Raw genomic sequence first — 26,775 nt, forward strand, 5'->3', positions numbered from 1 at the left:
TTAGGCACTCTTCCTTTCAATCCATCTCAATTGATCTGCACTTGCACCAAATTCATATTGATCCGAGGCACCGGAGACAAAGCCCTTGATCCACGCGTGACGGAGCGTATAAAAAAGCTCTACATCGCCGCCAACAGCATCCCAAACCGGTTTGTGAACGCATTGCATCATTTTCCAGACAAACTTGTCCGGCTCGCTGGAAACGATCTGATTCACGCGGTCGCACGGCATACCGTCGAGAATATAATCGTTAAGACCGTTGAACAGGCTTTCAGGACTGGACGTATTGCCTTCATAGCTGCGTCCCGCTGTCAAACCGTGCTCATGGAACAGCGCTTTAAGATCCTCCGTCACTTCAGGCGACTCTGCTGTCAGGCGAGTCAGAAAGGCTGCCTGCCTTGATTCCGCACGGGTAATCCGCTCCTGAAGCCATCCGTGGATATTGCTTTGATCGATGATCTCTTCCAGAGGTCGGCCGCCGGTTGACGCGCCGTACCGGGCTTCGAATTCCCGCTTCCAGTCCTGGGCTGGAAGCCCGCGACCATCGGCATAAGCAGCAATAGCGTCCTCAAGATGTTCGAACCAAAGAATTTTATTGTAGAGCCAAAAGTGAACTTTTCCTAAAAATAAACTCATTTAAGTCATCCTCCAATTTATATCCTACTGTTTTACTCGTATTTGCTAAGAACATCCTAACACACTAAAGTACTTAAATCAGTAACCCACGTTACGTGCGAAAAAAAAGAGAATACCAGGGATTCAAAAGTCGGTTTCCCGGCTTGCGAATGACCCCAATATCCTCTTTTATTTTCTGATTTATTTACTGCCTTGCGCCTGCCTGGCGCTCCTTGATGCGAATCAAATGGTAGAGCATGCGGTTATAGGGCAGGTCAATACCCAGCTCTTCCCCCATTTTCAGCATGTGTCCGGCAAACAGCTCAACCTCAGTCGGGCGGCCGGCCTCGATATCCTGATGCATGGAGGTCTTGCCTTTTGGATCATGTTTTTTGACGCTGCTCAGGTATTCCTCAATGGCACTTTCAGACAGATTGATCCCCTTGAGCCTCGCCAGGCCGACGACCTCTTCCATGACCGCACGAAGCAGCGCCTTCAGATCCTCATCCTCCTGAAAATAACCGTAATTGAGTTCCAGAACCGCCGAAAGCTGATTCCCGGAAACGTTGATCATGAATTTCTTCCACATCATGGCGAGGACGTCTTGCGGGACTTCGTAAGGGATGCCCGCTTCCTCAAGAATCTCTTGAGCCTTGAGCACCCGAGGGTCTTCCGGTCCCTGAGGCACAGCCCCAAACACAATTCTGCCAATATTTCTGTAGTCGACCCTGTCACCGTGCTTGACCGTGTCGATCCCCATGCAGAAGGAATGAAGCACCCGCGATTCACCCAGTTTCTCAATGGCTGAGATTTCGCTCAAAAGGCCGTTTAATACAGTCATGACCAAAGTCTCTTCCCCTGCGAACTGTCGCGCGACCTCAAGTGCGTCTTCAAGTGCCGGATATTTGCAGGCAATGATCATCAGATCCGCCGGCCCCTCAAAGGCCCCTTCCCTGTTGGAGGGCGACGCCGCCTTGAAATGAAAGGGCTCGCCATTCACTTCAATGATTTTATCTTTATAAACAGCATACCTCGAATCGTCCACCAGCACGCGAATCTCAGTATTCCCGAGCTTTGACGCCACCGCGCCGTAAGCTGCGCCAATTGCACCCAGCCCAATAATATCCACCTTAAACATGCAGCATTCCTCCCTAACTTGATACGATGCCCGCCAGAAGTCTACACCCCCGGTTCACCGGATTCCACTTTAATTTCCTCTGTGACAATGCTGATCACTTCAAACCGGCCATCCCTGTCCAGTCCTCTCAGCGCTGTCTCCCTTAACTCAGTCGCGTGATGGAGCGTATTCGACACCGCAGTCAACCCCAGAATACCGAGATTCAAAGTCCCATCCGGACTGAGATCCGCCGCTGCCAAGTGATTAGCTTTGCCGATGGTCGCGGTCAGGCCTTGCATCACCCGTCTTCGATCCTTCAGACTATAGGACTCCGCAATCACCATTTTAACTACTGCGCATGCGAGAAACATCCTCAGATCACCTCTCAAAGGACACTCAAAATTTCACACTTCCTTAACTTTTCGATAAGAAACATTTGAGATAATAGTAACATAGAACACATAAGTTTAGACAGGAGGTTTGCCAAATGTTGAAAAAAAGTCTGCTCATCTTTGTTATGATTGCAGCCATCCTCGTCGCCGCCGGGTGTAATAAAACAGAGGCGCCCGCTGATTTGCAGGGCGAAATCGATACATTGAAAGCCCAAGTCATTGAGTTGTCAGAGGAAAACGAAACATTAAAGGCTGCTTTGACCTCCCTTCAGGGATCGGACACAGAAAGCCTGCTTGAGCTGCGCAATACCCTGGACAGCAATCTTTACGGCACGCTGAACGCCTTGATTCGCGGTGAACACGCCGCAGCCCTGGAATCCTTTACCTCCACCGTTGAAGTAAAAGAAGGCAATGTGGTCAGCCTCTACGGCAAAGGGACTGTCGAGTTTGCCATTCCCGAGCGCCCCATGAATTTAAGGCAGCGCGCCTTCTGGCAGGATGGCGCCTCTTATAACGCGATCTATGAGATCTTTGATGCCGGCTATGCGCAGCCGAACGAGCGCCTCAACACCTTAAACGTGCTCTATTTGAAGCAAGATGGGGTATGGAAAATCGACGCGATATTTATTGACGAATAAACTTTTGCTGTGTAAGCAATAAAATAATTAGAGACAGACAAAAAAACAGAAGGAGATTGGCGCAGCAGTCGCCGGCAAAAGCCGGCCGTACATAAGCGTCAATGTCCTTCTCTTTAAATTTCCCATTATACAACCGGGTCACAGGATCTCTTTAACTTTCCCCAGCCTGCTGATATAGAAGCTGCGCAGCGTGACAGCCAGGACGACAATCAAGCCGCCCAGCAGCGCCAGCGCGCCAGGCTTCTCCCCTGTCGCGAGGAAAACCCAGATGGGATTTAGGATAGGTTCTATGACCGGGATCAAAATTGCCTCCAGCGCGGTCACATGACGTACTGCCAGGGAAAACAGCGTATACGAAATGCCCAACTGAAAAACGCCCAGAATCAGAATACCCACCATACTTTTAAAATCCGGAACAGACTGCAAAATAAACGGAATGCTGACTAGAAAGGTCATTATATTCCCCAACAGCGTCATTTCTATTTGTGAGCCGTCTTTCTGAAGCCTCAGAAAAATAACGGTCAGCGCCAGAAACAACCCCGACAGTACGGAGAGCAGATTTCCTGCAAGGGCACCGCCTCCCAGATCCCCAATAAAAAACAGCACCATGCCGGCCATGACCGCGAAGATCGCGAGCCAGTCGACACGCAGTGTCTTTTCTTTCAGAACCCAAGTGCCGAGTACAGCCACCCAGATTGGGGCGGTATACTGCAGCAGGATCGCGTTCGCGGCAGTGGTCAATTTATTGGCTGTGACGAAAAGTATAACCGTTGACATATAGAAGGCCGCGCCTGCAATTTGAGTTTTGGACTTGGAAAATTTAGGTTTTCTGACGAATGCGAGCATTACCAGCGCCGCAATACCGCTCCTGGTACCTGCTATTGCGACCGGATTCCAGTCGACCAGCTTGATCAGCATACCGCCTGTGCTCCATAGCACAGAAGCGATCACCAGGTATAAAATGGCTTTAGCTCTGGGTGTTTTGACGAGTGATAAAACGTTCAAATTCTCCAACCTGCTTTCATTGTTGTCTATTGTTTGCTGTTCTAGTATTAGAATTTACACAGCACTAGAATCATACAATATCTGTAATTCTAAAACAACTAGAATTCTGTGTTTGAAGCCACTCTGTAATGAGTAAGAAGACAAACATAGTAACAGGCTTTAATTTCACCCGAAATCTTTCATTTAAGATCACCCAATTGGAGGTTTTATCATGAAAAAAATCACACTGACCCTTTTGATTCTGGCGATCATGCTGACTCTGACCGCCTGCCTGCCAGGGGACGGCAGCTATTCCTCGGAGAATCCGGCCGGATTCCTGTCAGGGATCTGGCATGGCTGGCTCGCCCCGCTGTCCATGCTCCTCGGGCTCATCCGCGGCGGCTACAGAATTTACGAGGTCAACAACACCGGGCTTGCATATGATTTCGCTTTTTATATTGCCATTATAGGTGGTTTTGGGAGCTTCTCACTGTTCAGAAGAAGGAAAAAGGACAAATAACATGGTATAATAGATCATCTCAATTTTGATCAAGTGGAGGTTGACGCATGATTCTTCTGCGAAATTTGACCAACAACCTGGGCTATGTCGTCCTTCTCGCCTTTTGGCTTTCAAGATTATCACTCTTTAAGAAAATTATGCTCAAAGAAAAGTTTTCCTCTAAGGAAAAAGTGATCCTGGCATTGATTTTTGGCGCTTTCGGGATTTTAGGCACTTATATTGGTACGGAAATTCAAGGCGCCATTGCAAATACACGGCTAATAGGCGTCATGGTCGGCGGCATTTTGGCTGGCCCCTTTGTTGGAATTACTGCAGGGATCATCGCAGGGGTCCATAGATTGACTATGCCGGTGGGGACCCTGACGGCGGTCCCGTGTGCGATCGCGACCATTGCCGCAGGCATTGCCGCTTCCTTTATCTATCATAAGTCCACTCGAAAAAACAAATGGATGCTGGGACTCGCTGGCGGCTTTGTCATGGAAACCTTCGAAATGCTGCTGATTCTTCTGATGTCAAAACCTTTTCCGGCAGCCCTGGCTGTGGTTAAGAGCATTTATCTGCCTATGAGTATGACCAACGGCATTGGAATCAGCATCTTGATTTTAATTATTCAGAACCTCTTTGACGAGAAGGAGAATATTGCGGCACGTCAGGCTAAGACGGCCATGGATGTGGCTAATCAGACACTGCCGTATTTCAGGGATATCACGCCTGAATCTATTGAGAAAATCTGTCAGATCATCCAGGCTTCCATACAGGCAGATGCGGTTTCAATTACAGATCGAAACACAATACTTTCCCACGTAGGCCTCGGCGCGGATCATCACGAAAGCGGCAGCCCCATTGGAACGGAGGCGACACGCAAGGTTATTGATTCCGGCGATATTTTGTTTTTGAACAAGAAAACAGATATTCAATGTGATTTCGAGAACTGTCCGCTGAAGTCCGCAGTTATTGTCCCTATCTTCGAAGGCGAACAGGTCATGGGGACACTCAAAATTTATTACGGCAAAGAGGGTATGATCTCGGAAAGTACAGCGCAGCTCGCCATTGGTTTGTCTCAGATCATATCGACACAGCTGGAAATCAGCAAAATCCACAAATTAGAAGAACTGGCGACGCAATCTGAAATTCGGGCCCTTCAGTCTCAGATTAATCCGCATTTTCTCTTCAACGCGCTCAACACCATCACCGCCTTCACACGAGATGAGCCTGAAAAGGCGCGACAGCTGATCGTCGATCTTTCTACCTATTTAAGGTACAACTTAGAATCTGCGGATCGATTGGTGAGCATCAACCGTGAGATCGAACAAGTAAAAGCCTATGTGGATATCGAGCGTGCCCGTTTTGGAGACAAGCTTAAAGTTGAATACATCATAGATGCTGATCTCGAACTCTCCATCCCCTCCCTCATCATCCAGCCACTCGTTGAAAACGCTGTCAAACACGGGATCATGGAAGGCATTGGCCGAGGCACAATCCAACTCCGAATTCAAAAAACAGGAGAAGGTATGGCAAAAATCACGGTGGAAGATGATGGAAAAGGGATAGATCCCGACCTAATTTCGCAAATTGAACAAGGAACACTGCCAAGTCATCACATTGGACTTTCCAATGTGCAAAATCGACTTCGTCTGATTTACGGGAGCGAATTAGTCATTGAACACCTGGATCAAGGCACTCGCATATCCTTTGAAATACCAAGCCGGACGAAAGGTGTGGTCGCTTGAATTGCATTATTGTAGATGACGAAATGCCAGCCCGCAAGGAACTTTCTTACCTGATAGAACAAAACAGCGACATTACAATACTCAAGGATTTTGACGACGCGCCTGAGGCTTTGGAATACGTTCGTCAGGCAAAGCCCGACCTCGTCTTTCTGGATATCAGCATGCCGCAGCTGGATGGCATGAGCTTCGCCAGGCAGCTCAGGCAATGGGGGGTGGACTCACGCGTCATTTTTGTGACGGCTCACAGGGAGTACGCCGTGGAAGCCTTTGAACTCGAAGCGTTTGACTATCTGCTGAAACCTTTTTCTGAAGACAGGCTGGAACTGCTTCTCAATAAATTGAGCGCCCTTGATCCCGTTGAGATTTCATACCCCGAGAAGCTGACCCTTTGGAAGTCAGAAAAAATGAGAGTGGTACCGGTCACCGAGTTGTGCTATATAGAGGTTCGTGAGCGGGAAGTTCATATTTTTACCAAGGAAGATGCCTTTGTAGTCGTCTCCAGTATCAGCAGTTTTCAAAAGAAGCTGGATCCAAAAAAATTTTTCAGATGTCACAGATCCTTCGTCGTTAACCTCGACAAGATTGAGGAAATTATCCCCTGGTTCAACCACACCTATCAATTGAAACTGAAAGATATCGAAAGTCCAATTCCGGTCAGCCGGCATTACCTGTCGGAATTCAAACAGATTATGGGATCATTTTGACGCTTCATGCAGAATTCACGTCATTTCATACCTAAAAACGCCTCAGGCGTTTTTTTTATTGTAGACTGAACCTGCAAGCAAACGCGAACTCATACATAGTAAAAGGAGGACTCAAATGATTTCATTTCTTCTGTCTATTGTCGCTCTGGTCGCAGGCTACTTCATTTACGGCAAGATCGTCGAGTCGAAGTTCGGCGCGGATGAATCACTGACTACGCCAGCCATTGTCATGAACGACGGCGTTGATTACGTTCCACTTCCAGGTTGGAAAATTTTCATGATTCAATTCTTGAACATCGCTGGTCTTGGCCCGATCTTCGGTGCCATAGCAGGTGCCTTGTGGGGTCCTGTCGCCTTCCTCTGGATCGTGCTTGGCTCAATCTTCGCAGGCGGCGTCCATGACTATTTCTCCGGAATGCTTTCTGTCCGACACAACGGGGCGAGTATTCCAGAAGTTGTCGGCCATTATCTTGGCCCTGGCCTTAAGAATTTCATGCGCGGCTTCTCAATCATTGTACTTATTCTGGTAGGTGTCGTCTTCATTACCGGCCCTGCTGCCTTGCTTTCCGGCATCACCCCGCCGACCTTCGATAAGGTCTTCTGGATTTACGCCATTTTCGCCTATTATGTCATTGCAACCATGCTGCCTATCGATCAATTGATCGGTAAAATTTATCCTCTCTTTGGCGCGACGTTGTTGATCATGGCGGTTGGCGTCACAGGCGGAATTCTGTTTGGTGGTTACCAAATTCCTGAAATCCAGCTGGCTAACTTACATCCAAGCAACCTCCCGATCTGGCCGCTCATGTTCATTACAATTGCCTGCGGCGCAATCAGCGGCTTTCACTCCACTCAGTCACCTATGATGGCAAGATGCATCACCAATGAACGACAGGGACGAAAAGTCTTTTACGGCGCCATGATCGCAGAAGGCATCGTCGCTTTGATCTGGGCTGCTGCAGCTATGGCCTTCTTTGGCAGCACTGGCGAGCTCGGTGCTCAAATGAGCGCAAACGGCGGCCAGGCTTGGGTCGTCAACACGATTTCAAATACACTACTTGGCAAAGTCGGCGGTGTCCTTGCAATTCTCGGCGTAGTCGCTTGTCCGGTAACTTCGGGCGACACTGCCTTCAGAAGCGCGAGACTTACCATTGCTGATATGCTCAAATACAAGCAAGGTCCAATCAAGAACCGTCTGTTGATTTCGATTCCACTCTTTGTCATTGGCTTTGCATTGACTAAGATCGACTTTAATATCGTATGGCGTTACTTCGCATGGTCCAACCAAACCCTGGCTATGATCGTCCTTTGGGCGGCTGCGATGTACCTTTACCTCAAAAACCAAGTACACTGGATCGCTACGATTCCTGCGACCTTTATGAGTGCCGTCTCCATAACTTACATTCTCATCGCACCTGAAGGCTTTAAACTCCCGGCTTCCTTTGCCTACCCTGCCGGTATAGCTGTCGCCGCCGCTTTCCTTATCCTGTTTCTGACTGCAGCAAACAGAAAGAAGCGTGCCGCTACAATAAATCAAAAGGCAGAGAACGCTGCTTAATCCTTTGAAATGAACCGGTACAGAAGTCTGCACATCACCATCGGCAGAACTCTGTACCGGTTTTTTATTATGAACCGGTGATCACAACAGACCCAACTTGTATCGATACAATTGAGGCTCTCAAGCTTTTAATTGGCGCTAATGGGGGTATATATGTGATAACCGGAGGAAACAAAGGAGGTGTCACCATGAACAAACTGTTACTTCCAGTTGACGGCGAGAAGCTCAGCGAACGAACCCTTGATTACGTCAAAGAGTTTTCCACCACTCAAGGCTATGAGGTTACCGTGCTGCACGTCATAGCTTACGAGGAGGCGCTGTCCCACCCTCATCTCGCGACAGTATTCGGACTCCATGGCGAAACATTTGTACACGTCGCCGAAGAAATGGTTTCAAAGATTGCTCAGCAGTTAAAAGCCGCCGGCGTTGAAAACGTCAAGACCAAAGTCCTTAAAGGCAACCCCGCTGCTGAGATTGTGGCCCTTGCAGAAGGCGAAGAATATCGTATCGTTCTTATGAACACCCATGGTTTCGACGCAACAAAACGCCTGATGATTGGCAGCGTGACGAATAAAGTGGTTCATAACTGTTATGTGCCAGTACTCGTCATTCAGTAACCTGTATGAGCGCGACGGTCACACGCACCTGTTCCTATATGCCTGTCAATGACAACGCTATTGAGAGCCTGAAGTCTGCAGTGTCCTCCGGGATTGCAGACCAAGGCTCTCCATAATACATTTCAAGGAGGTCTGGACAATGAGAAAGCTGCTTCTTCCAATTGATTCATCTAGTGTTCCTGACAGACTCAAAGAGTATCTCAAAGATTTTGTGACTTGTCTCGACTATGAAGTCACACTTCTCAATGTCATTCCACTCGACAGAAACCTTGTTCACGGCGACCTGATTGGTGTCTATGACTTAAACCGCGAAAAGTTTGAGGAGACCTCACAAGAGATGCTGAATCTGGCTGAGGCTTCACTTCGCGAAGCTGGGATTGTCAACATCAAAAAAATGCATGTCACAGGGGATCCAGCTCAAATGATTGTTCGTCTAGCTGAGACTGAGGGTTTCCACATGGTTATGATGTGCACCCATGGTATGGGCGCTGCCAAACGTCTCCTGATCGGTTCTGTTACGAACAAGGTCGTTCACCATTCAGAAATTCCTGTCGTCGTCATTCGCTGACAGGAGTATTACAGACAACCCAAAAACTGAGAAGATCCGCCGACCAAGCCGTATGGCTTGATCCGCGGATCTTTTTTCGTAACATTATCCAGGCTTATTCCTATAGTCAGGGTCGCTACTCTACGACAACCGCCGTACCGGATGCCGTCACCATAAGCATATTCCCTGCCTGTCCGAGTACCTCATAATCGATGTCTACACCAACAATTGCGTTGGCGCCAAGTGCGCCGGCCCTGCGTTCCAATTCCTGCATGGCCTGATTTCTCGCGTCGATAAGCTCGCCTTCATAGGATCCGGACCGTCCGCCAAAGAAATTGGTCAGCCCTGCTGCAAAATCCTTGATAAAGTCCACTCCGGAGATGACCTCTCCAAAGACAACACCTTTGTATGCTGTAATTTTCTTACCTTCTACACTTGGGGTCGTGGTCACAATCACTGACGTTCAGCCTCCTTATTATTCTTTACTCAACGGTTACGCTCTTGGCGAGATTGCGCGGCTTGTCAACATCATTGCCTCTCGCTGCTGAAACATAATAAGCCAAAAGTTGAAGCGGAATAATGGACAAAAGCGGTGCAAGCTCATCCATGGTGTGTGGAATATAGAACACTTCGCTGGCGTACTTCTCAATCTCAGTGCGGCCTTCCTGAGCAATCGCCACAACATGAGCACCACGGGCTTTGACTTCGAGCATATTGGAGCACATTTTCTCAAAGAGGCGCTCTTGTGTCGCAAGCGCCATAACCAGCGTCCCCTCTTCAATGAGTGCGATCGTGCCATGCTTCAGCTCGCCTGCTGCTATAGCGACGGAATTGATATAAGAAATTTCCTTATATTTGAGGGAGCCTTCGAAAGAAGTTTCAACATCCACGCCGCGTCCCATGAAGAACACAGAAGTATTGTCCTTTTGGAGGTCTGCCATAGCCTTGCAGACGTCGGCGTTTTTAAGTACGGCTTCGACTTTCTTGTCCATGACCTTCATCTCATCCAGAATTTCGTGATATTTCTCCTCAGTCATTTTCCCGGTTAATCTGGCCATATACAATGCGATCAGGTAGAACGCGATCAATTGGGTCGTATACGCTTTCGTTGACGCGACCCCAATCTCAGGTCCTGCCCAGGTATACAGTACATCATGGCTCTCACGCGTCACAGAGCTGCCCACCACGTTGACAATGCTCAGAATCCTGGCGCCTTTTCTCTTGGCTTCCCTGAGCGCCGCCAGCGTATCCAGGGTCTCCCCTGACTGTGATACTGCAATGAACAGTGTTCTATCATCAATAAAAGGCTCTCTGTATCTGAATTCGGACGCGACTTCCACACTCACCGGAATGCCCGCAAAGCGCTCAATGGCGAATCTTCCAACCAAACCCGCGTGATAAGCGGTGCCGCACGCAACAATATAGACGCGGTCAAAAGCTTCAATTTGCTCTTTTGACAACTTAATCCCGTCGAGCACGATGCCGTCTTCCTTGTCCAGCCTTGGAAACAGGGTGTCGCGAATAGCCTTTGGCTGCTCGAAGATCTCCTTAAGCGTAAAGTGCTCAAAGCCTTCTTTTTCAGCAGAGTCAATGTCCCAGGTGACCTGATAGATGTCGCGCTTAACCTCGTCGCCTTTTTCGTCCCAAATAGTCACCTTGTCTTTTGTTAATAATACTGTCTCACCATTCTCGATCAGGTAGATGTTGCGGGTGTACTTCAGAAGCGCCGGAATATCCGAAGCAATGAAATTCGCATCCGTTCCAAGCCCAACTATTAAAGGGCTGTCTTTTCTCACAGCGACAATTTTGTCCGGCTCAAACTGGCAGATGACACCCAGTGCATAGGCGCCTTCCATAACTTCCACCGCATTGTTGACAGCCTTCAGAATATCTCCGTCATAGTAAAAATCGATCAGGTGCGCTATAACTTCTGTATCCGTTTCGGACTTAAATTCATAACCTTTTTCCTGTATGAGCCATTCTTTAATCTTCATATAGTTTTCAAGAATCCCATTGTGAATGACAGAAATGGTTCCGCTTTGGTTCAAGTGCGGATGGGCGTTTGGAACTGTTGGCGCCCCATGGGTAGCCCAACGGGTATGGCCAATGCCCACATGCGCTGAAATGGGATCTTCATTCATCATGTTTTTCAGCCCCTCGAGGCGGCCTTTGATCTTCCTGACTTTGAGTCCCTCACTGTCAATGACTGACAGCCCGGCGGAGTCATAACCTCGATATTCCAGTCGCTCCAGGCCGTCCAGCAAAAAAGGGACTGCCTCCTGACTTCCAATATAACCTACGATCCCACACATAATTTCATTCTCCTTTTTTATGTTTTTGGCATCGCGCAAAAAGAAACAGGACACTGCGACAGAGTCCCAATAGGCTTCATTACATACCGTCCCATTCCATTTGTCCTCAGGATCACTCCTAAGCTTTGGGAATGTTTTCGGTCACGGCTGACCGCGGGGCATCCGCCGAAATTTCGATAAACCCCGTCCTCGTCAACTGCCAGTCGAATAAGCTATGGCAGTTCTGGCGCTTTGCTTTTACGTCGCAGTTCCATCCAATTGACGGCTTTCCAACCCTCCTTTTGGCCGCTTCTTTTTGTGTCAATAACCTTTTACATTATATCATTGTTCTACAGCGGATGTGTAACAAATTAGGAAATAAGTAAATCGTCGCAGTGGTTCCTGAGTTATTAGCCGCCTATTTCCAAATTCCACGTAAAGGAAAAGCAGCGCTAGATTTGTAGCGCTGCTTTCTATGAGCTTTTTTATGCCGATGGTCGCGATTCAGCTAAAGCCAAGCACCTAATACCATTCAAATACTAAGCTTTCCCCAGCCTGGATTCTATAAGACTGACCAGCTCAGCTGCATACTTTTCGAGCAGCGCCTGATCGTCGCCCTCAATCATGACGCGCACCAGCGGCTCAGTTCCTGAAGGCCTGATCAGCACACGACCCCGACCGTGAAACGCAGCCTCTACCTCTTTAATTCTCGCTGCAATTACAGCATCTTCCATGTAAGTATGCTTAAACTCGTTTTTGATCTTAGCGTTTTTTAGCACCTGAGGGTAGACTTGCATAACCCCCGCCAGCTCAGACATTTTCTGTCCGCTTTTCTTGAGCGCTGCCAATAGCTTGACAGCCGTCATCAGCCCGTCACCAGTCGTGTTATGATTCAGGAAGATGATGTGTCCCGACTGCTCGCCGCCGAGCACGTATCCGTTTTCCCGCATGGCTTCCAGCACATAGCGGTCTCCCACCTTGGCGCGCAGGGCTTTCATGCCGCGTTTCTCAAGTGCCTCTTCAAAACCAATGTTGCTCATGACCGTACTGACCACCGTCTGGTCTTTCAGCATATTGGCCTTTTGCAACTCAATTGCGCATATAGCCATGATTTTGTCGCCGTCCACCAAAATACCGTTTTCGTCAACAGCAAGGCAGCGGTCCGCGTCCCCATCAAATGAGAGGCCAGCATCATAGCCGCCGTTTATGACGATTTCACCAATGACCTCCGTATGCGTTGATCCGCAGTTCTTATTGATATTGATGCCGTCCGGTATATGATGAAATGCATCCACCTTCGCGCCTAAAGCCCTCAAAGTCGTCACTGCAACTTCAGACGAAGCCCCATTGGCACAGTCAATCGCAATGTGAAGACCTTCAAGATCGGTGTCAATCGTCGAGGCGACGAATTCGGAATAGAGATCATTAGCCTTGTACACTTCCGTCTTTCTTCCAATTTTCAGTCCACTCGGCTCAATTTCAATATCCTTGCCGTTCAGAATATAATTCTCAATTTCCTCTTCAATGTCGTCGGAGAGCTTGAATCCTTCCGAGTTAAAAAACTTGATGCCGTTGTATTCCGCCGGATTATGCGATGCGGAGATCATAACACCTGAATCCAGCTTCAAATGTCTGACCAGGTACGCAATCGCTGGCGTTGGAACTACGCCTACCTTGATGACATCGCAACCCGCGGATAAAATTCCCGCTATCAGAGCGGATTCAAGCATATCTCCAGACACTCTGGGATCTTTGCCTATGATGAGTCTCGACTTCGCATGATGATTCTGCTTTGTGAGGACATAGGCTCCAACTCTTCCAAGCTTATAGGCAAGCTCATTGGTCAACTCCACATTTGCGATCCCTCTAACACCGTCTGTACCAAATAGTTTTCCCATAAAACGCTCCTTACATTTTTTTTAGTCCAAAGCTGCTGTCCCTGGCTTCAATAGCCTTCTTATAATCCTGATACTGATCAAACTCTCCTAGCGGTACCCCAAAGACAATTCGCTCAAGGCTTCCACGGACACTGGAGAAGATGTCTTTGGTGCTGCTCCCAAAATCATCCGGATGATCGGCATAAAACCGGTTGAGCATATTGAGGATGCCTCGCGCTTTTTGTCGGTCATAGGAGCGGTCCAGGAGTTTTTCTATATCTCTTAGACTCGTTTTATTGATTTCAACGTGCTGTTCTGCCTGTTCCAGAATCATCTTCATATAGCCCACCAGACACGCGTCACCTACGCAAGTACTGCAAGCGGCTTCACCCTTGCATAGCAGCTCGACTTCGCTTCTGAGCGTTCCGGCAAAGATTTTGAGCGCCTCAGCCCTTCTTTGAAACTGTGTTTTCTCTATTGTGGCGAGTTTGCGTTGGAACATAGTTATTCTAAAGTAAGATAAAATGGCTATGCCAAGAATCAACGGCATCCAAAAACTCCACGTCCATGTTGATGTCAGCGGACTTACGAAGAGCTTCTGCAGGCCAAAGAACATGAACACTGCAAAAGCGCCCATTTTAAGATAAAGCTCTTTGATTTTGTCCCCGAGTTTAATCCCGACGAGAATCCCAATCAGACTTGTCAATACCATGCCTGTCACGGTCCCTGCCAAGATCACCAAAGGCCACTGAGCCCCTGCCGATAGTGTCAGCGCCGTCAATTGCGTCTTATCTCCAAGCTCACCTAAAAAAAACGCCAGGGAAACTGTCAAGATCGGGCCATAAGCAGCCTTGACCTCCTCTTCCTCGGACTCTTCCGCTTGAAGGGACCAAAAAGCAAAAAAAACAAAGAGTAACCCCGCAATTAGCTGCAGCCAATCCATGGGCAAATAGCGGCTGAGCAAAGTGCCAAAAGCTATTGCAAGGCCATGATTCAGCGCTGCTCCTAATGCCACCCCCATCAGGATCTGGCGAATTTTAAACTTTGTCGCAAACGCCATGGACAAAATCTGAGTTTTGTCGCCCATTTCAGCTATGAAAATCAGCGCCGCTGCCTGAAAATACTCAGCAAACAAAAAAATTCCCCCAACGTTCATATTCATCAAATCCGATTATACCACAATTACTGGTAAGGAAGAAGGGGGGCATTGGGCGGAGCCCCAGTGTCCTTTCTCTGTCCTATGGCGCAGCCATACATCGAATATCAAGTACCTTCTCCAATATAAACAGCCCGGGAATCCCCGGGCTGCGCACATCACAACTATTATGCTCTTAGTGCCTTGACAAATGCCGCACCGCGCTCGAGTGCCTCTTTATTGAGCGGTACCAAATGGGCTTTGCTTTCCCCGAAAACCTTTTTAAAGGCCTCAAGAATGCTGCCTGTATCAACGGGCTTCGCCAATTCAAGATAAGCGCCCAGCATCACCATGTTGGCAATTCGAGGATTTCCCAGCTCGTTGGCAATTTCGTTGGCTGGTATATAGTAGGCGCTAACGTCTTCACGCTTGACTTTCTTGGTGATCAGAGAACTATTTACCAGGATCATGCCGCCTGCTTCAACATGGCTCTCAAATTTGTCGAGGGAAGGTAAATTCATGACTATTGCGGCGGTGGCGTCATTGGTTATAACCGGTGAACCAATCATTTGCTCGGAAACAATCACATTGCAGTTCGCAGTTCCACCCCGCATTTCCGGACCGTAAGAAGGAAGCCAGGAGACCTCCTTATTTTCCAGCATGCCCGCATAAGTCATAAGCTGGCCCATGGACATGACGCCCTGTCCTCCGAAACCTGCGCAGATTACTTTCTCATTAATCATCCTACTTTGCCTCCTCTGGTTTTCTGAAGTTGCCAAGCGGATAGTACGGAATCATGTTCGCCTGGAGCCATGCAAGGGAATCCACTGGTGTCATTCCCCAGTTCGTAGGGCAAGTTGACAGGACCTCAACAATCGAGAACCCCTTACCTTCAATTTGACACTTGAAGGCCTCGAGGATCGCTTTTTTAGCCTTTCTGACATTGGCAGGCGTATCCACAGAAACGCGCTCGACGAACGCAGCCCCCGGAATTGTCGCCATCATTTCAGCAACCTTGAGCGGAAATCCGCAGGTTTCAGCATCTCTGCCGTAAGGTGACGTGGTGGATTTTTGCCCGACCAGCGTTGTCGGTGCCATTTGTCCGCCTGTCATGCCATAAATAGCGTTGTTGACAAAGATCGTGGTGATCTTTTCCCCGCGGTGCGCCGCGTGAATGATCTCCGCTGTGCCGATGGAAGCCAAATCCCCATCCCCTTGGTAAGTCCATACGACATTTTTAGGGTGAACGCGTTTTACCCCGGTCGCGACCGCAGGCGCCCTGCCGTGGGAAGCCTGGTGCATATCGCAGTTGAAATAATCATAGGCAAGCGCAGAACAGCCGACCGGGCAAACCCCAATCGAGTCATCGAGAACGCCAAGCTCTTCAAGGGCTTCAGCGACAAGTCTGTGAATTATCCCATGGGTACATCCCGGACAGTAATGAGTCTGAACGTCTGTTAAACCACGCGTCTTCTGAAATACAACCGCCATTACTTGACACCTCCAAGCATTTCCTTGATCTTGTCTGCTATTGCATCCGGTTCAGGAATCATACCGCCAGATCTGCCATAGAATTCTACCGGAAGTCTGCAGCTGGTTGCCAGCTTCACGTCATCAATCATCTGTCCCATTGACATTTCTACAACCAGCAAACCTTTACAGGCTTCAGGCAATGTCTCAAATGCGCGATCCGGAAACGGCCACAGGGTTTGAGGCCGGATCAGGCCTACTTCAATCCCTTCTTTTTTAAGAGACTCAATAGCATTCTTGGCTATGCGGGAGGTTGTACCATAGGCGACAATGACAACTTGTGCATTGTCCATGTTGTACAGTTCAGCACGCGCCTCGTTTTCCTTGATAGCTTTATATTTTGCCTGAAGTTTCACATTGTGGTCTTCGAGCTTGGCTGGGTCAAGGAACAGGGAGTTGATAATATTAGGTCCACGCTTCCCTTTTGTACCGTCCGTCGCCCAGGTTTTTTCAGCGAGTTCGTATTTAGACACATACGGTTTAAATTCGACAGGCTCCATCATTTGACCAATCATACCGTCGCCCACAACCAATACCGGATTCCTGTAGTAATCCGCAGCATCGAAGGCCTCCTGAACCATATCTACCATTTCCTGAAGGTTTGCCGGAGCGTACACCAACAGCTTATAATCACCGTTGCCGCCGCCGCGTGTCGACTGGTTGTAATCCGACTGAGCCGGCTGGATGCCGCCGAGACCAGGACCGCCGCGCATGATGTTGACTATGACGCAAGGCAGCTCCGCACCGGCGATATATGTAATCCCCTCTTGCTTCAGCGCGATGCCAGGAGATGAAGATGACGTCATAACCCTTGCGCCCGCGCCGGAAGCCCCATATACCATATTGATAGCCGCAACTTCACTTTCAGCTTGAACAAAAACTCCGCCAACCTTTGGCAGTTCTCTGGACATATATTCAGGCACTTCATTCTGCGGTGTGATCGGATAACCGAAGAAATATCTGCAGCCCGCATTTATAGCCGCCGCTCCGATTGCTTCGTTGCCCTTCATCAAAACTTTTGCCATGATGGATCCCTCCTTGGTAGATTAGACCATTTCCCTCTCAACAGTTATGACCAGATCCGGACAGATCGTTGCGCAATTCGCGCACCCTATACACTTATCCATTTCAGCCACAGATGCCGGATAATAGCCCTTGACGTTGATTCTGGTTCGATCAAGTGCAATGATTTTGACAGGACAGACTTCAACACACAATCCACAGCCTTTGCAGATATTTTCGTTGAACTCTACGTGTCCTTTAGCTTTTGCCACGCTGATTCCTCCTCGTTATCCTGTTCCATTTGGCCTGCATAATTGGCCTACATCCATGCTTCTCTCATATATAACTCAAGCGGTATGATGGTGCCCGCCAAAGACTTTGGCAGCTGCTCTGCCACTGTTGCTATTGCGCTGACGTATCGAATTGGCAGTCCGGTAAACGCTGAAACCTCCATGACCAGTTCCTGACCATACATCACATCCTGAACAGTCGTTTCCCTCAACATGTGCGTATTGTTGATGAGTCCGGTGACTTTTGCGCCGATGGTCGCTTCAATCCCACGAATATGGTCCATGACACCTTGAAGATCTTTCGTCTGTTCGCGATTTCTATTGATAACACAATACATGTCGTATTGTCCTGGTTTTAAGTGATGCCTGAATTGCGCGACCGCTCTCGCTCCAATCGCATCCCCTCCGACATCCAGCACCACATGCGTGCTTAAATTTTCAAGGGGTGCGAAAATCTCAGCTGAAATCATTGGGATATCAATATTCGCGTTGTGTCCCCTCGAGCTGCTTATTACATGGATCCCATGCTTCTCCAGCATTTCTGCTTTCTCTCTGGACCTGAAGTAAGGATTGACTATGTCGAGATCTGCCAGCGATGTCTTCAATCCGGCTTGGGACATTGCCAGAGCATAATTAACCGAGAACTCCGTTTTGCCGCTTCCATAATGGCCAATAATGACCCGGATTCTGTGATCCGCCAGTAGAGCATTCTGCAATTCTGTCACATCCTTCACGTTAAAGGTATTGCTTTGGCTCTTCTTCTCCATTCAGAATCCTCAGGGCGCCTTCTACAAGGGCCGTCATTTCGTCTTCTCCAGGATATTTCTTGACCGGTGCTATGAATTGAACTCTCTTTTCGATCCAATTGACAAACCTTTTATCATAGGCTATTCCACCAGTGATGAGAATCGCATCTACCTCACCCTTCAGAACCGCTGCGCAGCTTCCAATTTCCTTGGCCACCTGATAGGCCATAGCCTGATAAATCAGTTCTGCCTCCTGATCACCTGCGTCAATGCGTTCAGAGACTTCCTTTGCATTATTGGTTCCCAGGTAAGCAACCAGACCACCATTACCTGTGATTCTTTTCTTAATTTCACTCTGAGTCATTTTTCCTGAAAAACAGAGCTTAATCAAGTCTCCAACCGGAAGACTGCCGGATCTTTCAGGCGAAAACGGTCCTTCTCCATCCAAGGCATTATTCACATCTATGACACGGCCCTGTTTGTGGGCACCTACCGAAATCCCTCCGCCAAGGTGCGCGACAATCAGGTTGAGGGAATGGTAGTCACGGCCCATTTCCTTTGCCGCCCTGCGTGCAACGGCTTTTTGATTGAGCGCATGGAAGATTGAAATCCGCTTAATTTCTGGGATGCCGGAAATTCGTGCAATCTCATCAAGCTCATCTACCACGACTGGATCTACAATAAAAGACGGTATGTTGAGCTTAGATGCAATTTCATATGCCAAAACTCCGCCAAGATTTGAGGCATGCTCACCCAGGACGCCCTGCTTTAGATCCTGCAGCATGTTGTCCGACACGAGGTAAGTGCCGCCTTCAATTGGCTTCAACAGCCCGCCGCGGCCGACGACTGCACTCAGCTTCGTTAAATTGATTTCCTTTTCATTTAATACGTTGAGAATGACATTTTTTCTGAATTCATATTGGTCAAAAATGTGCGCATATTTTGATATTTCTTCATTGGAATGTCGAAGTGTCGTTTCAAATAAACACTTTTCATTTTCAAAGATGGCGATCTTTGTAGAAGTTGAACCCGGATTGATTGCTAAGACTCTATAAGTTGACATCAAATCACCTCTATTTCAAAGCTGCCATCAACACACCCAGTGCGATGGAGTTTAATTTCGAATCATCATCATCCGCACGGGAAGTTAATACAACCGGAGCTTTTGCGCCTACAATGATACCGGCACTTCTTGCCCCTGCCAGGAAAGTGAGTGCTTTATACAAGACATTACCGGCTTCAATGGTCGGACACATCAAAATGTCGACTTTGCCACCCATTGGATCCTTGATGCCTTTGATCCTTGCAGCTTCCTCAGAAACCGCATTGTCAAGGGCGAACGGACCGCCTACTTTACAGCCTTTAATGATGCCCTCTTGATTCATTCTGACCAGTTCAGCCGCATCTACCGTCGCAGGCATTTTGTCATTGACCTTTTCTTTGGCGCAAATCACACCGACATTTGGGAGCTCGATGTCCAGCGCTCTCGCAACATCTAATGAGTTTTCTATAATCATGCGCTTTGTCTCAACATCCGGCGCAATATTCATTGCGGCGTCGGTCACAAACAAAAGTCTTGGGAAATTTGGAACATCAAATACAGCTACATGGCTCAAAGCGTTACCGGTTCTAAGACCGACTTCTTTGTTCAAAACGGCTTTCAATATTATGGCGGTGTCCACCAGACCCTTCATGACAAGGTGAGCCTTACCGCTTGATACCAGCTCTACCGCTCTCAAAGAAGCTTCCGCCAAATCCTGAATGTCTTCAATCAGATAATGTTTTAAATCTATGTTTTGTCGGCTGGCTATGGCTTCAATTTCTGATTTGTTTCCTACGAGGATTGCCTCAGCGATTCCTGCTTTTCTGGCATTTTCTACCGCCAGCAATACATCCTCATCCTGAGCACAGGCAACTGCCAAAGTTTTTGGTCCTCTCAGCTTCGCAGCCTCTATAACTTCATCAAAGTTTTTAATCACCTAGTTCACCTCGTTTTCATATATTTTCGCTGTCTCAACTTCATTCAAAACTCTGAGTGCACTTTCATTTAAGGCTGTCATTTCGTCCTCGCCCGGCTTGATGACGACAGGCGCTATAAATCCCACGTGGGAAGCGATTAAGTCTGTCAGGTACTTAGAATACGCCACACCGCCCGTTAATAGGATTGCGTCCACACGTCCTTCAAGAACTGCGGCCATGGCGCCAATTTCTTTCGCGATTTGATATCCCATGGCATCAAAAATCAGTTTCGCCTGAAGATCACCAGCCTCAATACGCTTCATGACCTCGCGGGCATCATTGGTACCCAGATAACCTACCAGTCCGCCTTTATTGTTGATCTTAGTTTTCAATTCCTTTTCTGTATAGGCGCCTGAGAAACACATTTTAACTACATCCCCAACCGGCAGGGTGCCTGCCCTCTCGGGTGAAAAAGGCCCCATTTCATTAGCATTGTTAACATCTACAATTTTACCCTTTATCATAGGCGCAACTGAAATGCCACCGCCAATGTGAGCCACAATCAAGTTCATGTCTTTTAGGTCCTTCTCCTGCTCTTTCTCATATCGATGCGCAGTAGCCTTAATATTCAAAGCATGAACCAACGACTTGCGTTTAATTTCAGGAATTCCTGATATACGGGCTACTTCATCAAATTCATCTACAGCGACCGGATCCGCAATATAGGCCTTAACGCCTGCCTTCTTCGCTATCAGGTCTGCAATCAGACCTCCAAGATTCGACGCATGCTGTCCTTGAATTCCAATTTTGAGATCTTCCATCATAGCATCCGTGACTTCATAGATACCGCTTGGCATAGGCTTAAGCAAACCGCCGCGGCCAATGACTGCTTTAAGGGTGTTCAGACTGTAACCCGAGTTCTGATACCAGGAAAGTATTAACTCCGTCCTAAAATCAAACTGATCTGCAATATGTTCGTATTTTGACAACGCCTCAGCTGAGTGAGTCAAATTCTCTTGAATGATCAAATCATTCTCTCTAAAAACGGCAACTTTTGTCGAAGTAGATCCCGGATTAATTACCAATACGAATTCTTTTGTCAAACGCAGTACCTCCCTTTTGGCATACACATATACAATACGCAATTCCCATGCCAAAAATTTAAAAAAACCAGAGAAACCATACTTTTGAAAGTATTGGTATCACTGGTTTTCAGTCATTCTTTCAGTCGCATTCCTGCTCATTAAATCCACTTTGCAATTTCACGCAAAAATTAGCACGCAATAAATTGCACTAATTGCTTTTTTGTGCAATTCATTGCACTGACTTCAATCTGCTCGCGTTGCAACTTTGCTTTGAAGCTGATATTTTTGGATCTTGTAATAAAGAGTTCTTAATGATATCTCCAATAGTCTGGCTGTGTGCTCACGATTGCCTCCGGTTGCCACGAGTGCTTCCGCGATCGCTTGCTTCTCTGCCTTTTCCACAACATCTGACAATCTGACCGCTCGAAAATCAGGCGCGTCCTGAAGTTCTTCCACTGCAGCCGGATGAACATCCGGGCCGGAAAACTCAAGATTTGGCAAATGTCGCTTCAAAATTACAGTCTCTGTAATTTTCATATTAATCAATGCACGACCTATGAAATTCTCAAGTTCACGCACATTCCCCGGCCAATCATAATCCAGCATCACTTTAATGGCCTCATCAGACAGATCACTGACATTTCTGCCAAACTCCTGATTATACTTCACTATGAAAAATTCAGCCAGCTCTCTCACGTCTTCTTTATGATCCTTCAAAGGAGGGATTGAAATTGGAAATACATGAATCCTGTAATATAAATCTTTCCTGAATCGCCCTTGCTCCACTGCCTTCTCCAAATCAAGGTTAGTTGCTGAAATAACTCTGACATTAATTGGAATGGCCTTAGTCCCACCAACACGCACAATTTCTTTTTCCTGAAGGACCCGCAGCAGCTTTGTCTGCATGTTCAGGCTTATTTCACCTATTTCATCTAGAAATAGAGTCCCACCATGTGCACGTTCAAACAGACCTTTCTTTCCGCCTTTGCTTGCGCCTGTGAATGCGCCCTCATCATAGCCAAATAATTCGCTCTCTAAGATTGTTTCACTTATTGCAGCACAATTCACCCTCACAAATTGCGAATACCTTCGGTCACTCGCATTATGAATAGCGTGGGCAAACAATTCTTTACCTGTACCACTCTCACCCCGCAGAACAACAGTCGCAGGTGTAACAGCTGCGAGCTTCGCTTTTTCTATAGCGTTCAGAATCGTACTATGCTTTCCCTTAATATCAGAAAAAGTGTATTTAGCTTCCAGATTCCGTATGAGTTGCTTTGCTTGGTCGAGTTCTAATATAAGCTTGTTTATTTCTGACAGGTCATGAATCACTGCAACACTGCCGCGAAGTGCGTCCCCTACCATAATTGGCGCAGCTTCAACCAAAACCTCTTTTCGGTTGACTCCCACTTTCAGTCGGGCGCCTTTCACCGCTTTGCCTGTTGCCAATACTTTTAAATGCACACTTTCGCCCTCACTGAAGTCGACTGTGCACATTTTTCCAATGACATCTTTACTCGTGTAACCTGTAATATGCGTGTAAGCCGGATTAATCATGACGCCAATGCCATTTTGATCCACCACCGAAATGGCATCTTGAGTTGAATTGAAGATCGCTTCAAGCATCCCTCGGATTTCTTTCAGATTCGTAATCTCTTCGGCCAATTCTTGAACTTCAGTAATATCCCTGAAAACTGCAATTGCTCCAACGACCTCTCCATGTTCATTCATCACCGGCATTCGATTAGTAACGATTGTGATTTCGCCTAGCGGCTGCTTCTGATTCAACTCGCTGAGCCCCGTTTTGAGAATCCAGGGTAAACGTGTATTCTCAATAATTTCATCAACCGGCTTTCCAATGGCACTTAAAGGGTTCTTTTGAGTCAGCAAGCCGGCCGCTTTATTGAATAATGTAATTCTGCCCACTCTATCTACCGCAATCATGGCATCGTGAGTGGAGTCGAGTATCATTTCAATTTCACGTTCCATGATTTCGTTCATCACCTCCGGGTGACTCGAACCAACAGCGTTTCAGGCGATAGTTCCACTGAATCGTGAGATCCTTCTGAAAAATATTTCAAAGCCAGCCGATGGTCACCTTCCTTCACACCATCCGCATCTACAGAAATTTTAAAATTCTCTTTATTCAACCCTTCGATAACGCTCTCAACGTCACGAACATAAGCTACAAATACATTACTCACTGGGCTGAGCACCTCATAATTCATCTCAGGATCCATATTATCAATAACGATTTCATCTGAATTGAATTCCAACGACCCTACCATCATGGGTTCAATATGCAGCTTAACGCTGATTGTTTCTTCAGCAAACGGCGCCGATACGCCCTCCGGCAGCTTCAGTGCGACTTCTCTTTCAAAAGTTTCAGTCATGCCTGATATGTCGATTTCTTCCGTACTAACTTTCTCAACAGTCGAAATCAGAGCATCATCACCACGTACAGTCACCAGCGCTGGAAGAACTTCTGTCTTGACGAGTTTGTAGCCATTTGCCACCGTTCCGCGAAGCATGACTTCAACCGGAATATTGGAAAGTCTAAAAATACCAAGTTGAACGGTGACGTAGCTTCTGCCAAGTTCAACACCATTCACTGCATTTCCATCCAGATCAATTGCTGTAACCGGGATTTCTTTAACCAATTGATCAGAAACCTCTGTAAGATCCAATTCCCCACGGAGTGAAGAGATATTATTGACAAGGCTCTCTGGTCCTTTGACCAGGATCTCCTCAGGCGCTATGGATAAATCACCGGTTGTGTAATTCTCAGTAATTGTTCCTACATAATCAATTTTCACATTTTTCGCAACTTCAACAATTCGATCTAATGAAATTTTAATTGAATTCATTGAAAGACTCTCAATGTTGACGTTGGCAACAAATATTTTTGAACTCAGCATGACATTATTCGTTCCCTTTTGAAAGCCTTCAAGGTCTGCGGTTACCAGAAGATCGTTTGATGTCACCTTGATAACCTCGCTGCGCCGCCCTTTAAGCTTAACATCTACATAGAATTCTTTCTCGCCCATCATGACTAAGCCTTCATTCTGTGCGTTCTCTATATTCAACAATTCAACTTTAACATCAGGAATTGTCTTAACCATTTCAGGATTTACCTGATCCATGACATAGAGCCAAAATAGAACAGCAAATAGAATTGCCAGCAGCTTTGGGGCAATATTCCTCTGAAACTTAGAATATTTTGGACTTTGTTTCCAATCATCAATTCTTTTTAATAAGTTCATGATTTAACCTCCAGCGCCGCTTCATAATAGCTGGCTGTTCTTCTTCAGAATACGCTTTCTTAATAACACTGGTTAAAGTGTTGGCGTCTAAGTATCGAGATAATTTCCCGTTCAAAGCGACAGAAATGGTACCTGTTTCTTCGGATACAATGATCACCAAAGCATCCGACTGTTCAGCAATGCCCAAAGCAGCTCTATGGCGTGTTCCAAGCTCCTTGCTGATCGTTTGGTTAGCCGATAGCGGCAAGAAACAACCCGCTGCGAGGATCCTATCCTTTCTAATAATAACGGAGCCGTCATGCAGAGGTGTGTTTGGAATAAATATATTAATCAAAAGTCCACTTGTGATTTCCGCATCAATCTTTACACCTGTCGATGCGATCTCATTTAATCCTGTTTGTCTTTCCATAACAATTAAGGCGCCTATCTGCTCTCTGGAAAGGCTTACAACTGCGCTTACAAGTTCATGAATAGTGCGGTTGAGGGCTTCCTCCTGCTCTTCAGCCATTTTAGCAAAGAATATTTTATTTCTGCCAATATATTCTAATGCACGTCTTAACTCAGGCTGAAAAACAATAATCAAGGCGATTAGTCCCAGTGTCATAGTATTCATTAAAATAAAATGGACGACATACAATTTTGCCCATTCAGACAACTTCATGATGACCAGCAGCACTACCAAGCCTTTAATTAACTGTTCCGCTCTAGTCTCCCTTATTAGCATAAATATTTTATAAAAAACATATGCTACTATGGCGATATCTATAACGTCCATAATTCGCATGCTCGCGAATATATTAATGATCGAATCCATAAAGGGTCACCTCACTGTGTTTACATTACTTCTAGTATACAATAGTTTTTGCAACTTTCAAAAAAATAAAAAAACTGGGCTAAACCCAGTTTTAATAAATTGTGGTGCCCAGAGCCGGAATCGAACCAGCGACACGAGGATTTTCAGTCCTCTGCTCTACCGACTGAGCTATCTGGGCATATGGTGGGCCATCAGGGACTCGAACCCCGGACCTGCCGGTTATGAGCCGGATGCTCTAACCAATTGAGCTAATGGCCCACAATCTACGCATTTCGCAATGAAACGCATCTATTTAAAATGGTGCGTCCGGAGGGATTCGAACCCCCGACCCACGGCTTAGAAGGCCGTTGCTCTATCCAACTGAGCTACGAACGCAAATGGAGCGGAAGACGAGATTCGAACTCGCGACCCTCGCCTTGGCAAGGCGATGCTCTACCTCTGAGCCACTTCCGCATAGGATGTTACTTGGTGCGGGTGGAGGGACTTGAACCCCCACGTACTGGACACTAGATCCTAAGTCTAGCGCGTCTGCCAATTCCGCCACACCCGCATGTGCAGCACTAGATATCCTAAAACTTAATAAGGTAATTTCTTTTCCCTTCGGGAAAAGACCGCTTTTTCAAAAATTCGCTTGGTGCCGCGAATTTTATGAAAAAGCTAATGTGGTGGGGGCTACAGGACTTGAACCTGTGACCACCTGCACGTCAAGCAGGTGCTCTACCAGCTGAGCTAAGCTCCCATGATATGAGAAGGTAGTTTTTTTCTCCTTCGGAGAAAAACCGTTTTTTAGCTCAGCGGTTAATGCCCCGCATTCGCTAAAAAACTAACTTGGTGACCCCTAGGGGAATCGAACCCCTGTTACCGCCGTGAAAGGGCGGTGTCTTGACCGCTTGACCAAGGGGCCGAATTTAGATGGCTCCAAGGGTGGGGCTCGAACCCACAACCTACCGGTTAACAGCCGGTTGCTCCACCATTGAGCTACCTTGGAACGTGAGTTACCAGAAGTAACGTTTTAGCGTTTCTAGCTGTAAATCTTGATTAATTCTGTTGAAGACTTGCGTCTTCAACAGATCAATCAGTTACCCGGCGACGACTTACTCTCCCAGGGGGCTGCCCCCCAAGTACCATCAGCGATGAAAGGCTTAACTTCTGTGTTCGAGATGGGAACAGGTGTGGCCCTTTCTCTATTGCCACCGGATTCGACTGCCCATAAGCTTCGCATTGCTTTGTTGCACTTATCGCTCATCGCTCACGTACCTTTCCAAGTACGCTGCGCTCTTCGCGATTACGCGCGCCTAGCACTGCTCGCTTCTTGCCAGTCTCATATTGGAAGTATTTTCATACTTACAATGAAAAGTGTT

At 47.2% G+C, this 26,775-nt stretch carries 26 protein-coding genes, 8 tRNA genes and 1 rRNA gene; 7 read left to right on the forward strand and 28 right to left on the reverse strand.

Annotation, left to right across the window (positions count from 1 at the left end):
* From OEL90_RS10890 to OEL90_RS10900, 3 genes are all read right to left on the reverse strand, one after another.
* Positions 1-636: a hypothetical protein gene (locus OEL90_RS10890; protein WP_291404017.1), complete on the reverse strand. Its 636-nt coding sequence runs from the start codon at positions 634-636 to the stop codon at positions 1-3.
* A 184-nt stretch (positions 637-820) separates the two neighbouring features.
* Entirely contained in the window at positions 821-1,753 is a 933-nt protein-coding gene (locus OEL90_RS10895; RefSeq protein WP_291404019.1) for a ketopantoate reductase family protein, read from the reverse strand.
* A 41-nt stretch (positions 1,754-1,794) separates the two neighbouring features.
* Positions 1,795-2,103 carry a DUF503 family protein gene (locus OEL90_RS10900; protein ID WP_291404021.1) on the reverse strand — a complete coding sequence of 103 codons (309 nt, stop codon included), beginning with the start codon at positions 2,101-2,103 and terminating at the stop codon, positions 1,795-1,797.
* A gap of 116 nt (positions 2,104-2,219) precedes the next feature.
* On the opposite strand from OEL90_RS10900, the gene OEL90_RS10905 reads away from it, so the two are divergent.
* The gene (locus OEL90_RS10905; protein WP_291404023.1) at positions 2,220-2,762 is read left to right on the forward strand and encodes a hypothetical protein; all 543 of its coding nucleotides are present in this window, start codon (positions 2,220-2,222) and stop codon (positions 2,760-2,762) included.
* Positions 2,763-2,900: 138 nt separating this feature from the next.
* On the opposite strand, the gene OEL90_RS10910 is transcribed toward OEL90_RS10905, so the two are convergent.
* A complete protein-coding gene (locus tag OEL90_RS10910) occupies positions 2,901-3,767 on the reverse strand; it encodes a DMT family transporter (RefSeq protein WP_291404024.1) in 867 nt (288 codons plus the stop codon).
* A 211-nt stretch (positions 3,768-3,978) separates the two neighbouring features.
* Here OEL90_RS10910 and OEL90_RS10915 point away from each other — a divergent pair, with 211 nt between their 5' ends.
* From OEL90_RS10915 to OEL90_RS10940, 6 genes are all read left to right on the forward strand, one after another.
* Complete coding sequence (locus OEL90_RS10915) at positions 3,979-4,266, forward strand: hypothetical protein (RefSeq protein ID WP_291404026.1); 288 nt, start codon at positions 3,979-3,981, stop codon at positions 4,264-4,266.
* A gap of 47 nt (positions 4,267-4,313) precedes the next feature.
* Positions 4,314-5,996, forward strand: coding sequence for a sensor histidine kinase (locus OEL90_RS10920; protein ID WP_300688528.1), 1,683 nt, complete (start codon positions 4,314-4,316; stop codon positions 5,994-5,996).
* On the forward strand, positions 5,993-6,700 hold the full coding sequence (locus tag OEL90_RS10925; protein WP_291404030.1) for a LytR/AlgR family response regulator transcription factor: 708 nt from the start codon (positions 5,993-5,995) through the stop codon (positions 6,698-6,700). Before OEL90_RS10920 ends, OEL90_RS10925 begins: the two co-directional genes overlap by 4 nt.
* Positions 6,701-6,815: 115 nt before the next feature.
* Positions 6,816-8,258: a carbon starvation CstA family protein gene (locus tag OEL90_RS10930; RefSeq protein ID WP_300688530.1), complete on the forward strand. Its 1,443-nt coding sequence runs from the start codon at positions 6,816-6,818 to the stop codon at positions 8,256-8,258.
* A gap of 188 nt (positions 8,259-8,446) precedes the next feature.
* On the forward strand, positions 8,447-8,875 hold the full coding sequence (locus tag OEL90_RS10935) for a universal stress protein (protein ID WP_291404458.1): 429 nt from the start codon (positions 8,447-8,449) through the stop codon (positions 8,873-8,875).
* 139 nt (positions 8,876-9,014) lie between these two features.
* Entirely contained in the window at positions 9,015-9,443 is a 429-nt protein-coding gene (locus OEL90_RS10940) for a universal stress protein (RefSeq protein ID WP_291404460.1), read from the forward strand.
* 115 nt (positions 9,444-9,558) lie between these two features.
* Here the strand turns inward: OEL90_RS10940 and OEL90_RS10945 are convergent, their stop codons facing one another.
* The 24 genes from OEL90_RS10945 to rrf all read right to left on the reverse strand — a co-directional run bounded on the left by OEL90_RS10945 (position 9,559) and on the right by rrf (position 26,612).
* On the reverse strand, positions 9,559-9,879 hold the full coding sequence (locus tag OEL90_RS10945) for a putative heavy metal-binding protein (protein WP_291404463.1): 321 nt from the start codon (positions 9,877-9,879) through the stop codon (positions 9,559-9,561).
* A gap of 25 nt (positions 9,880-9,904) precedes the next feature.
* Positions 9,905-11,734, reverse strand: a complete 1,830-nt coding sequence (gene glmS / locus OEL90_RS10950) for a glutamine--fructose-6-phosphate transaminase (isomerizing) (protein ID WP_300688534.1) — start codon at positions 11,732-11,734, stop codon at positions 9,905-9,907.
* Between the two features lie 518 nt (positions 11,735-12,252).
* A complete protein-coding gene (glmM, locus tag OEL90_RS10955; RefSeq protein ID WP_291404466.1) occupies positions 12,253-13,611 on the reverse strand; it encodes a phosphoglucosamine mutase in 1,359 nt (452 codons plus the stop codon).
* 10 nt (positions 13,612-13,621) lie between these two features.
* The gene (locus OEL90_RS10960) at positions 13,622-14,725 is read right to left on the reverse strand and encodes a TMEM165/GDT1 family protein (RefSeq protein WP_291404468.1); all 1,104 of its coding nucleotides are present in this window, start codon (positions 14,723-14,725) and stop codon (positions 13,622-13,624) included.
* Between the two features lie 188 nt (positions 14,726-14,913).
* Positions 14,914-15,468, reverse strand: coding sequence for a 2-oxoacid:acceptor oxidoreductase family protein (locus OEL90_RS10965; RefSeq protein WP_291404470.1), 555 nt, complete (start codon positions 15,466-15,468; stop codon positions 14,914-14,916).
* Between the two features lies 1 nt (position 15,469).
* Positions 15,470-16,216, reverse strand: coding sequence for a thiamine pyrophosphate-dependent enzyme (locus tag OEL90_RS10970; protein WP_291404472.1), 747 nt, complete (start codon positions 16,214-16,216; stop codon positions 15,470-15,472).
* The gene (locus OEL90_RS10975) at positions 16,216-17,280 is read right to left on the reverse strand and encodes a 3-methyl-2-oxobutanoate dehydrogenase subunit VorB (RefSeq protein ID WP_291404473.1); all 1,065 of its coding nucleotides are present in this window, start codon (positions 17,278-17,280) and stop codon (positions 16,216-16,218) included. The genes OEL90_RS10970 and OEL90_RS10975 overlap by 1 nt, the downstream gene beginning before the upstream one ends.
* A 21-nt stretch (positions 17,281-17,301) precedes the next feature.
* Positions 17,302-17,529, reverse strand: coding sequence for a 4Fe-4S dicluster domain-containing protein (locus OEL90_RS10980; RefSeq protein WP_291404474.1), 228 nt, complete (start codon positions 17,527-17,529; stop codon positions 17,302-17,304).
* 47 nt (positions 17,530-17,576) lie between these two features.
* The gene (locus OEL90_RS10985) at positions 17,577-18,314 is read right to left on the reverse strand and encodes an ATP-binding protein (RefSeq protein WP_291404475.1); all 738 of its coding nucleotides are present in this window, start codon (positions 18,312-18,314) and stop codon (positions 17,577-17,579) included.
* The gene (gene buk, locus OEL90_RS10990; RefSeq protein ID WP_291404476.1) at positions 18,283-19,356 is read right to left on the reverse strand and encodes a butyrate kinase; all 1,074 of its coding nucleotides are present in this window, start codon (positions 19,354-19,356) and stop codon (positions 18,283-18,285) included. The genes OEL90_RS10985 and buk (OEL90_RS10990) overlap by 32 nt, the downstream gene beginning before the upstream one ends.
* A gap of 10 nt (positions 19,357-19,366) precedes the next feature.
* Positions 19,367-20,269, reverse strand: a complete 903-nt coding sequence (locus OEL90_RS10995; protein WP_334305967.1) for a phosphate butyryltransferase — start codon at positions 20,267-20,269, stop codon at positions 19,367-19,369.
* A 3-nt stretch (positions 20,270-20,272) separates the two neighbouring features.
* On the reverse strand, positions 20,273-21,355 hold the full coding sequence (buk, locus tag OEL90_RS11000; protein WP_291404478.1) for a butyrate kinase: 1,083 nt from the start codon (positions 21,353-21,355) through the stop codon (positions 20,273-20,275).
* 225 nt (positions 21,356-21,580) lie between these two features.
* Positions 21,581-23,338, reverse strand: a complete 1,758-nt coding sequence (locus tag OEL90_RS11005; protein ID WP_291404479.1) for a sigma-54 interaction domain-containing protein — start codon at positions 23,336-23,338, stop codon at positions 21,581-21,583.
* Complete coding sequence (locus tag OEL90_RS11010; RefSeq protein ID WP_291404480.1) at positions 23,338-24,600, reverse strand: CdaR family protein; 1,263 nt, start codon at positions 24,598-24,600, stop codon at positions 23,338-23,340. Before OEL90_RS11010 ends, OEL90_RS11005 begins: the two co-directional genes overlap by 1 nt.
* Positions 24,578-25,414, reverse strand: a complete 837-nt coding sequence (gene cdaA, locus OEL90_RS11015; protein WP_291404481.1) for a diadenylate cyclase CdaA — start codon at positions 25,412-25,414, stop codon at positions 24,578-24,580. The genes OEL90_RS11010 and cdaA overlap by 23 nt, the downstream gene beginning before the upstream one ends.
* Positions 25,415-25,516: 102 nt before the next feature.
* Positions 25,517-25,592, reverse strand: a tRNA-Phe gene (locus tag OEL90_RS11020).
* A gap of 3 nt (positions 25,593-25,595) precedes the next feature.
* Positions 25,596-25,672: transfer RNA gene (locus OEL90_RS11025), tRNA-Ile, on the reverse strand.
* Positions 25,673-25,712: 40 nt separating this feature from the next.
* Positions 25,713-25,789 (reverse strand) — tRNA-Arg (locus OEL90_RS11030).
* Positions 25,790-25,792: 3 nt separating this feature from the next.
* Positions 25,793-25,867 (reverse strand) — tRNA-Gly (locus OEL90_RS11035).
* Positions 25,868-25,880: 13 nt separating this feature from the next.
* A tRNA-Leu gene (locus OEL90_RS11040) sits at positions 25,881-25,964 on the reverse strand.
* A 113-nt stretch (positions 25,965-26,077) separates the two neighbouring features.
* Positions 26,078-26,153, reverse strand: a tRNA-Val gene (locus OEL90_RS11045).
* A gap of 90 nt (positions 26,154-26,243) precedes the next feature.
* Positions 26,244-26,318 (reverse strand) — tRNA-Glu (locus OEL90_RS11050).
* Positions 26,319-26,327: 9 nt separating this feature from the next.
* Positions 26,328-26,402 (reverse strand) — tRNA-Asn (locus OEL90_RS11055).
* Positions 26,403-26,495: 93 nt separating this feature from the next.
* Positions 26,496-26,612 (reverse strand): 5S ribosomal RNA (gene rrf / locus OEL90_RS11060).
* Positions 26,613-26,775 lie beyond the last annotated feature (163 nt).

This window comes from Acidaminobacter sp. (genome assembly GCF_030247605.1).
Classification (GTDB): domain Bacteria; phylum Bacillota; class Clostridia; order Peptostreptococcales; family Acidaminobacteraceae; genus Acidaminobacter.

Excerpts from the sequence above, each read along its gene's own strand:
- OEL90_RS10890 (WP_291404017.1), bottom strand. The coding sequence starts at position 636 with ATGAGTTTATTTTTAGGAAAAGTTCACTTTTGGCTCTACAATAAAATT.
- OEL90_RS10895 (WP_291404019.1), bottom strand. The coding sequence starts at position 1,753 with ATGTTTAAGGTGGATATTATTGGGCTGGGTGCAATTGGCGCAGCTTAC.
- OEL90_RS10900 (WP_291404021.1), bottom strand. The coding sequence starts at position 2,103 with ATGTTTCTCGCATGCGCAGTAGTTAAAATGGTGATTGCGGAGTCCTAT.
- OEL90_RS10905 (WP_291404023.1), top strand. The coding sequence starts at position 2,220 with ATGTTGAAAAAAAGTCTGCTCATCTTTGTTATGATTGCAGCCATCCTC.
- OEL90_RS10915 (WP_291404026.1), top strand. The coding sequence starts at position 3,979 with ATGAAAAAAATCACACTGACCCTTTTGATTCTGGCGATCATGCTGACT.
- OEL90_RS10920 (WP_300688528.1), top strand. The coding sequence starts at position 4,314 with ATGATTCTTCTGCGAAATTTGACCAACAACCTGGGCTATGTCGTCCTT.
- OEL90_RS10930 (WP_300688530.1), top strand. The coding sequence starts at position 6,816 with ATGATTTCATTTCTTCTGTCTATTGTCGCTCTGGTCGCAGGCTACTTC.
- OEL90_RS10935 (WP_291404458.1), top strand. The coding sequence starts at position 8,447 with ATGAACAAACTGTTACTTCCAGTTGACGGCGAGAAGCTCAGCGAACGA.
- OEL90_RS10940 (WP_291404460.1), top strand. The coding sequence starts at position 9,015 with ATGAGAAAGCTGCTTCTTCCAATTGATTCATCTAGTGTTCCTGACAGA.
- glmS (WP_300688534.1), bottom strand. The coding sequence starts at position 11,734 with ATGTGTGGGATCGTAGGTTATATTGGAAGTCAGGAGGCAGTCCCTTTT.
- glmM (WP_291404466.1), bottom strand. The coding sequence starts at position 13,611 with ATGGGAAAACTATTTGGTACAGACGGTGTTAGAGGGATCGCAAATGTG.
- OEL90_RS10965 (WP_291404470.1), bottom strand. The coding sequence starts at position 15,468 with ATGATTAATGAGAAAGTAATCTGCGCAGGTTTCGGAGGACAGGGCGTC.
- OEL90_RS10970 (WP_291404472.1), bottom strand. The coding sequence starts at position 16,216 with ATGGCGGTTGTATTTCAGAAGACGCGTGGTTTAACAGACGTTCAGACT.
- OEL90_RS10975 (WP_291404473.1), bottom strand. The coding sequence starts at position 17,280 with ATGGCAAAAGTTTTGATGAAGGGCAACGAAGCAATCGGAGCGGCGGCT.
- OEL90_RS10985 (WP_291404475.1), bottom strand. The coding sequence starts at position 18,314 with ATGGAGAAGAAGAGCCAAAGCAATACCTTTAACGTGAAGGATGTGACA.
- buk (WP_291404476.1), bottom strand. The coding sequence starts at position 19,356 with ATGTCAACTTATAGAGTCTTAGCAATCAATCCGGGTTCAACTTCTACA.
- OEL90_RS11005 (WP_291404479.1), bottom strand. The coding sequence starts at position 23,338 with ATGAACGAAATCATGGAACGTGAAATTGAAATGATACTCGACTCCACT.
- OEL90_RS11010 (WP_291404480.1), bottom strand. The coding sequence starts at position 24,600 with ATGAACTTATTAAAAAGAATTGATGATTGGAAACAAAGTCCAAAATAT.
- cdaA (WP_291404481.1), bottom strand. The coding sequence starts at position 25,414 with ATGGATTCGATCATTAATATATTCGCGAGCATGCGAATTATGGACGTT.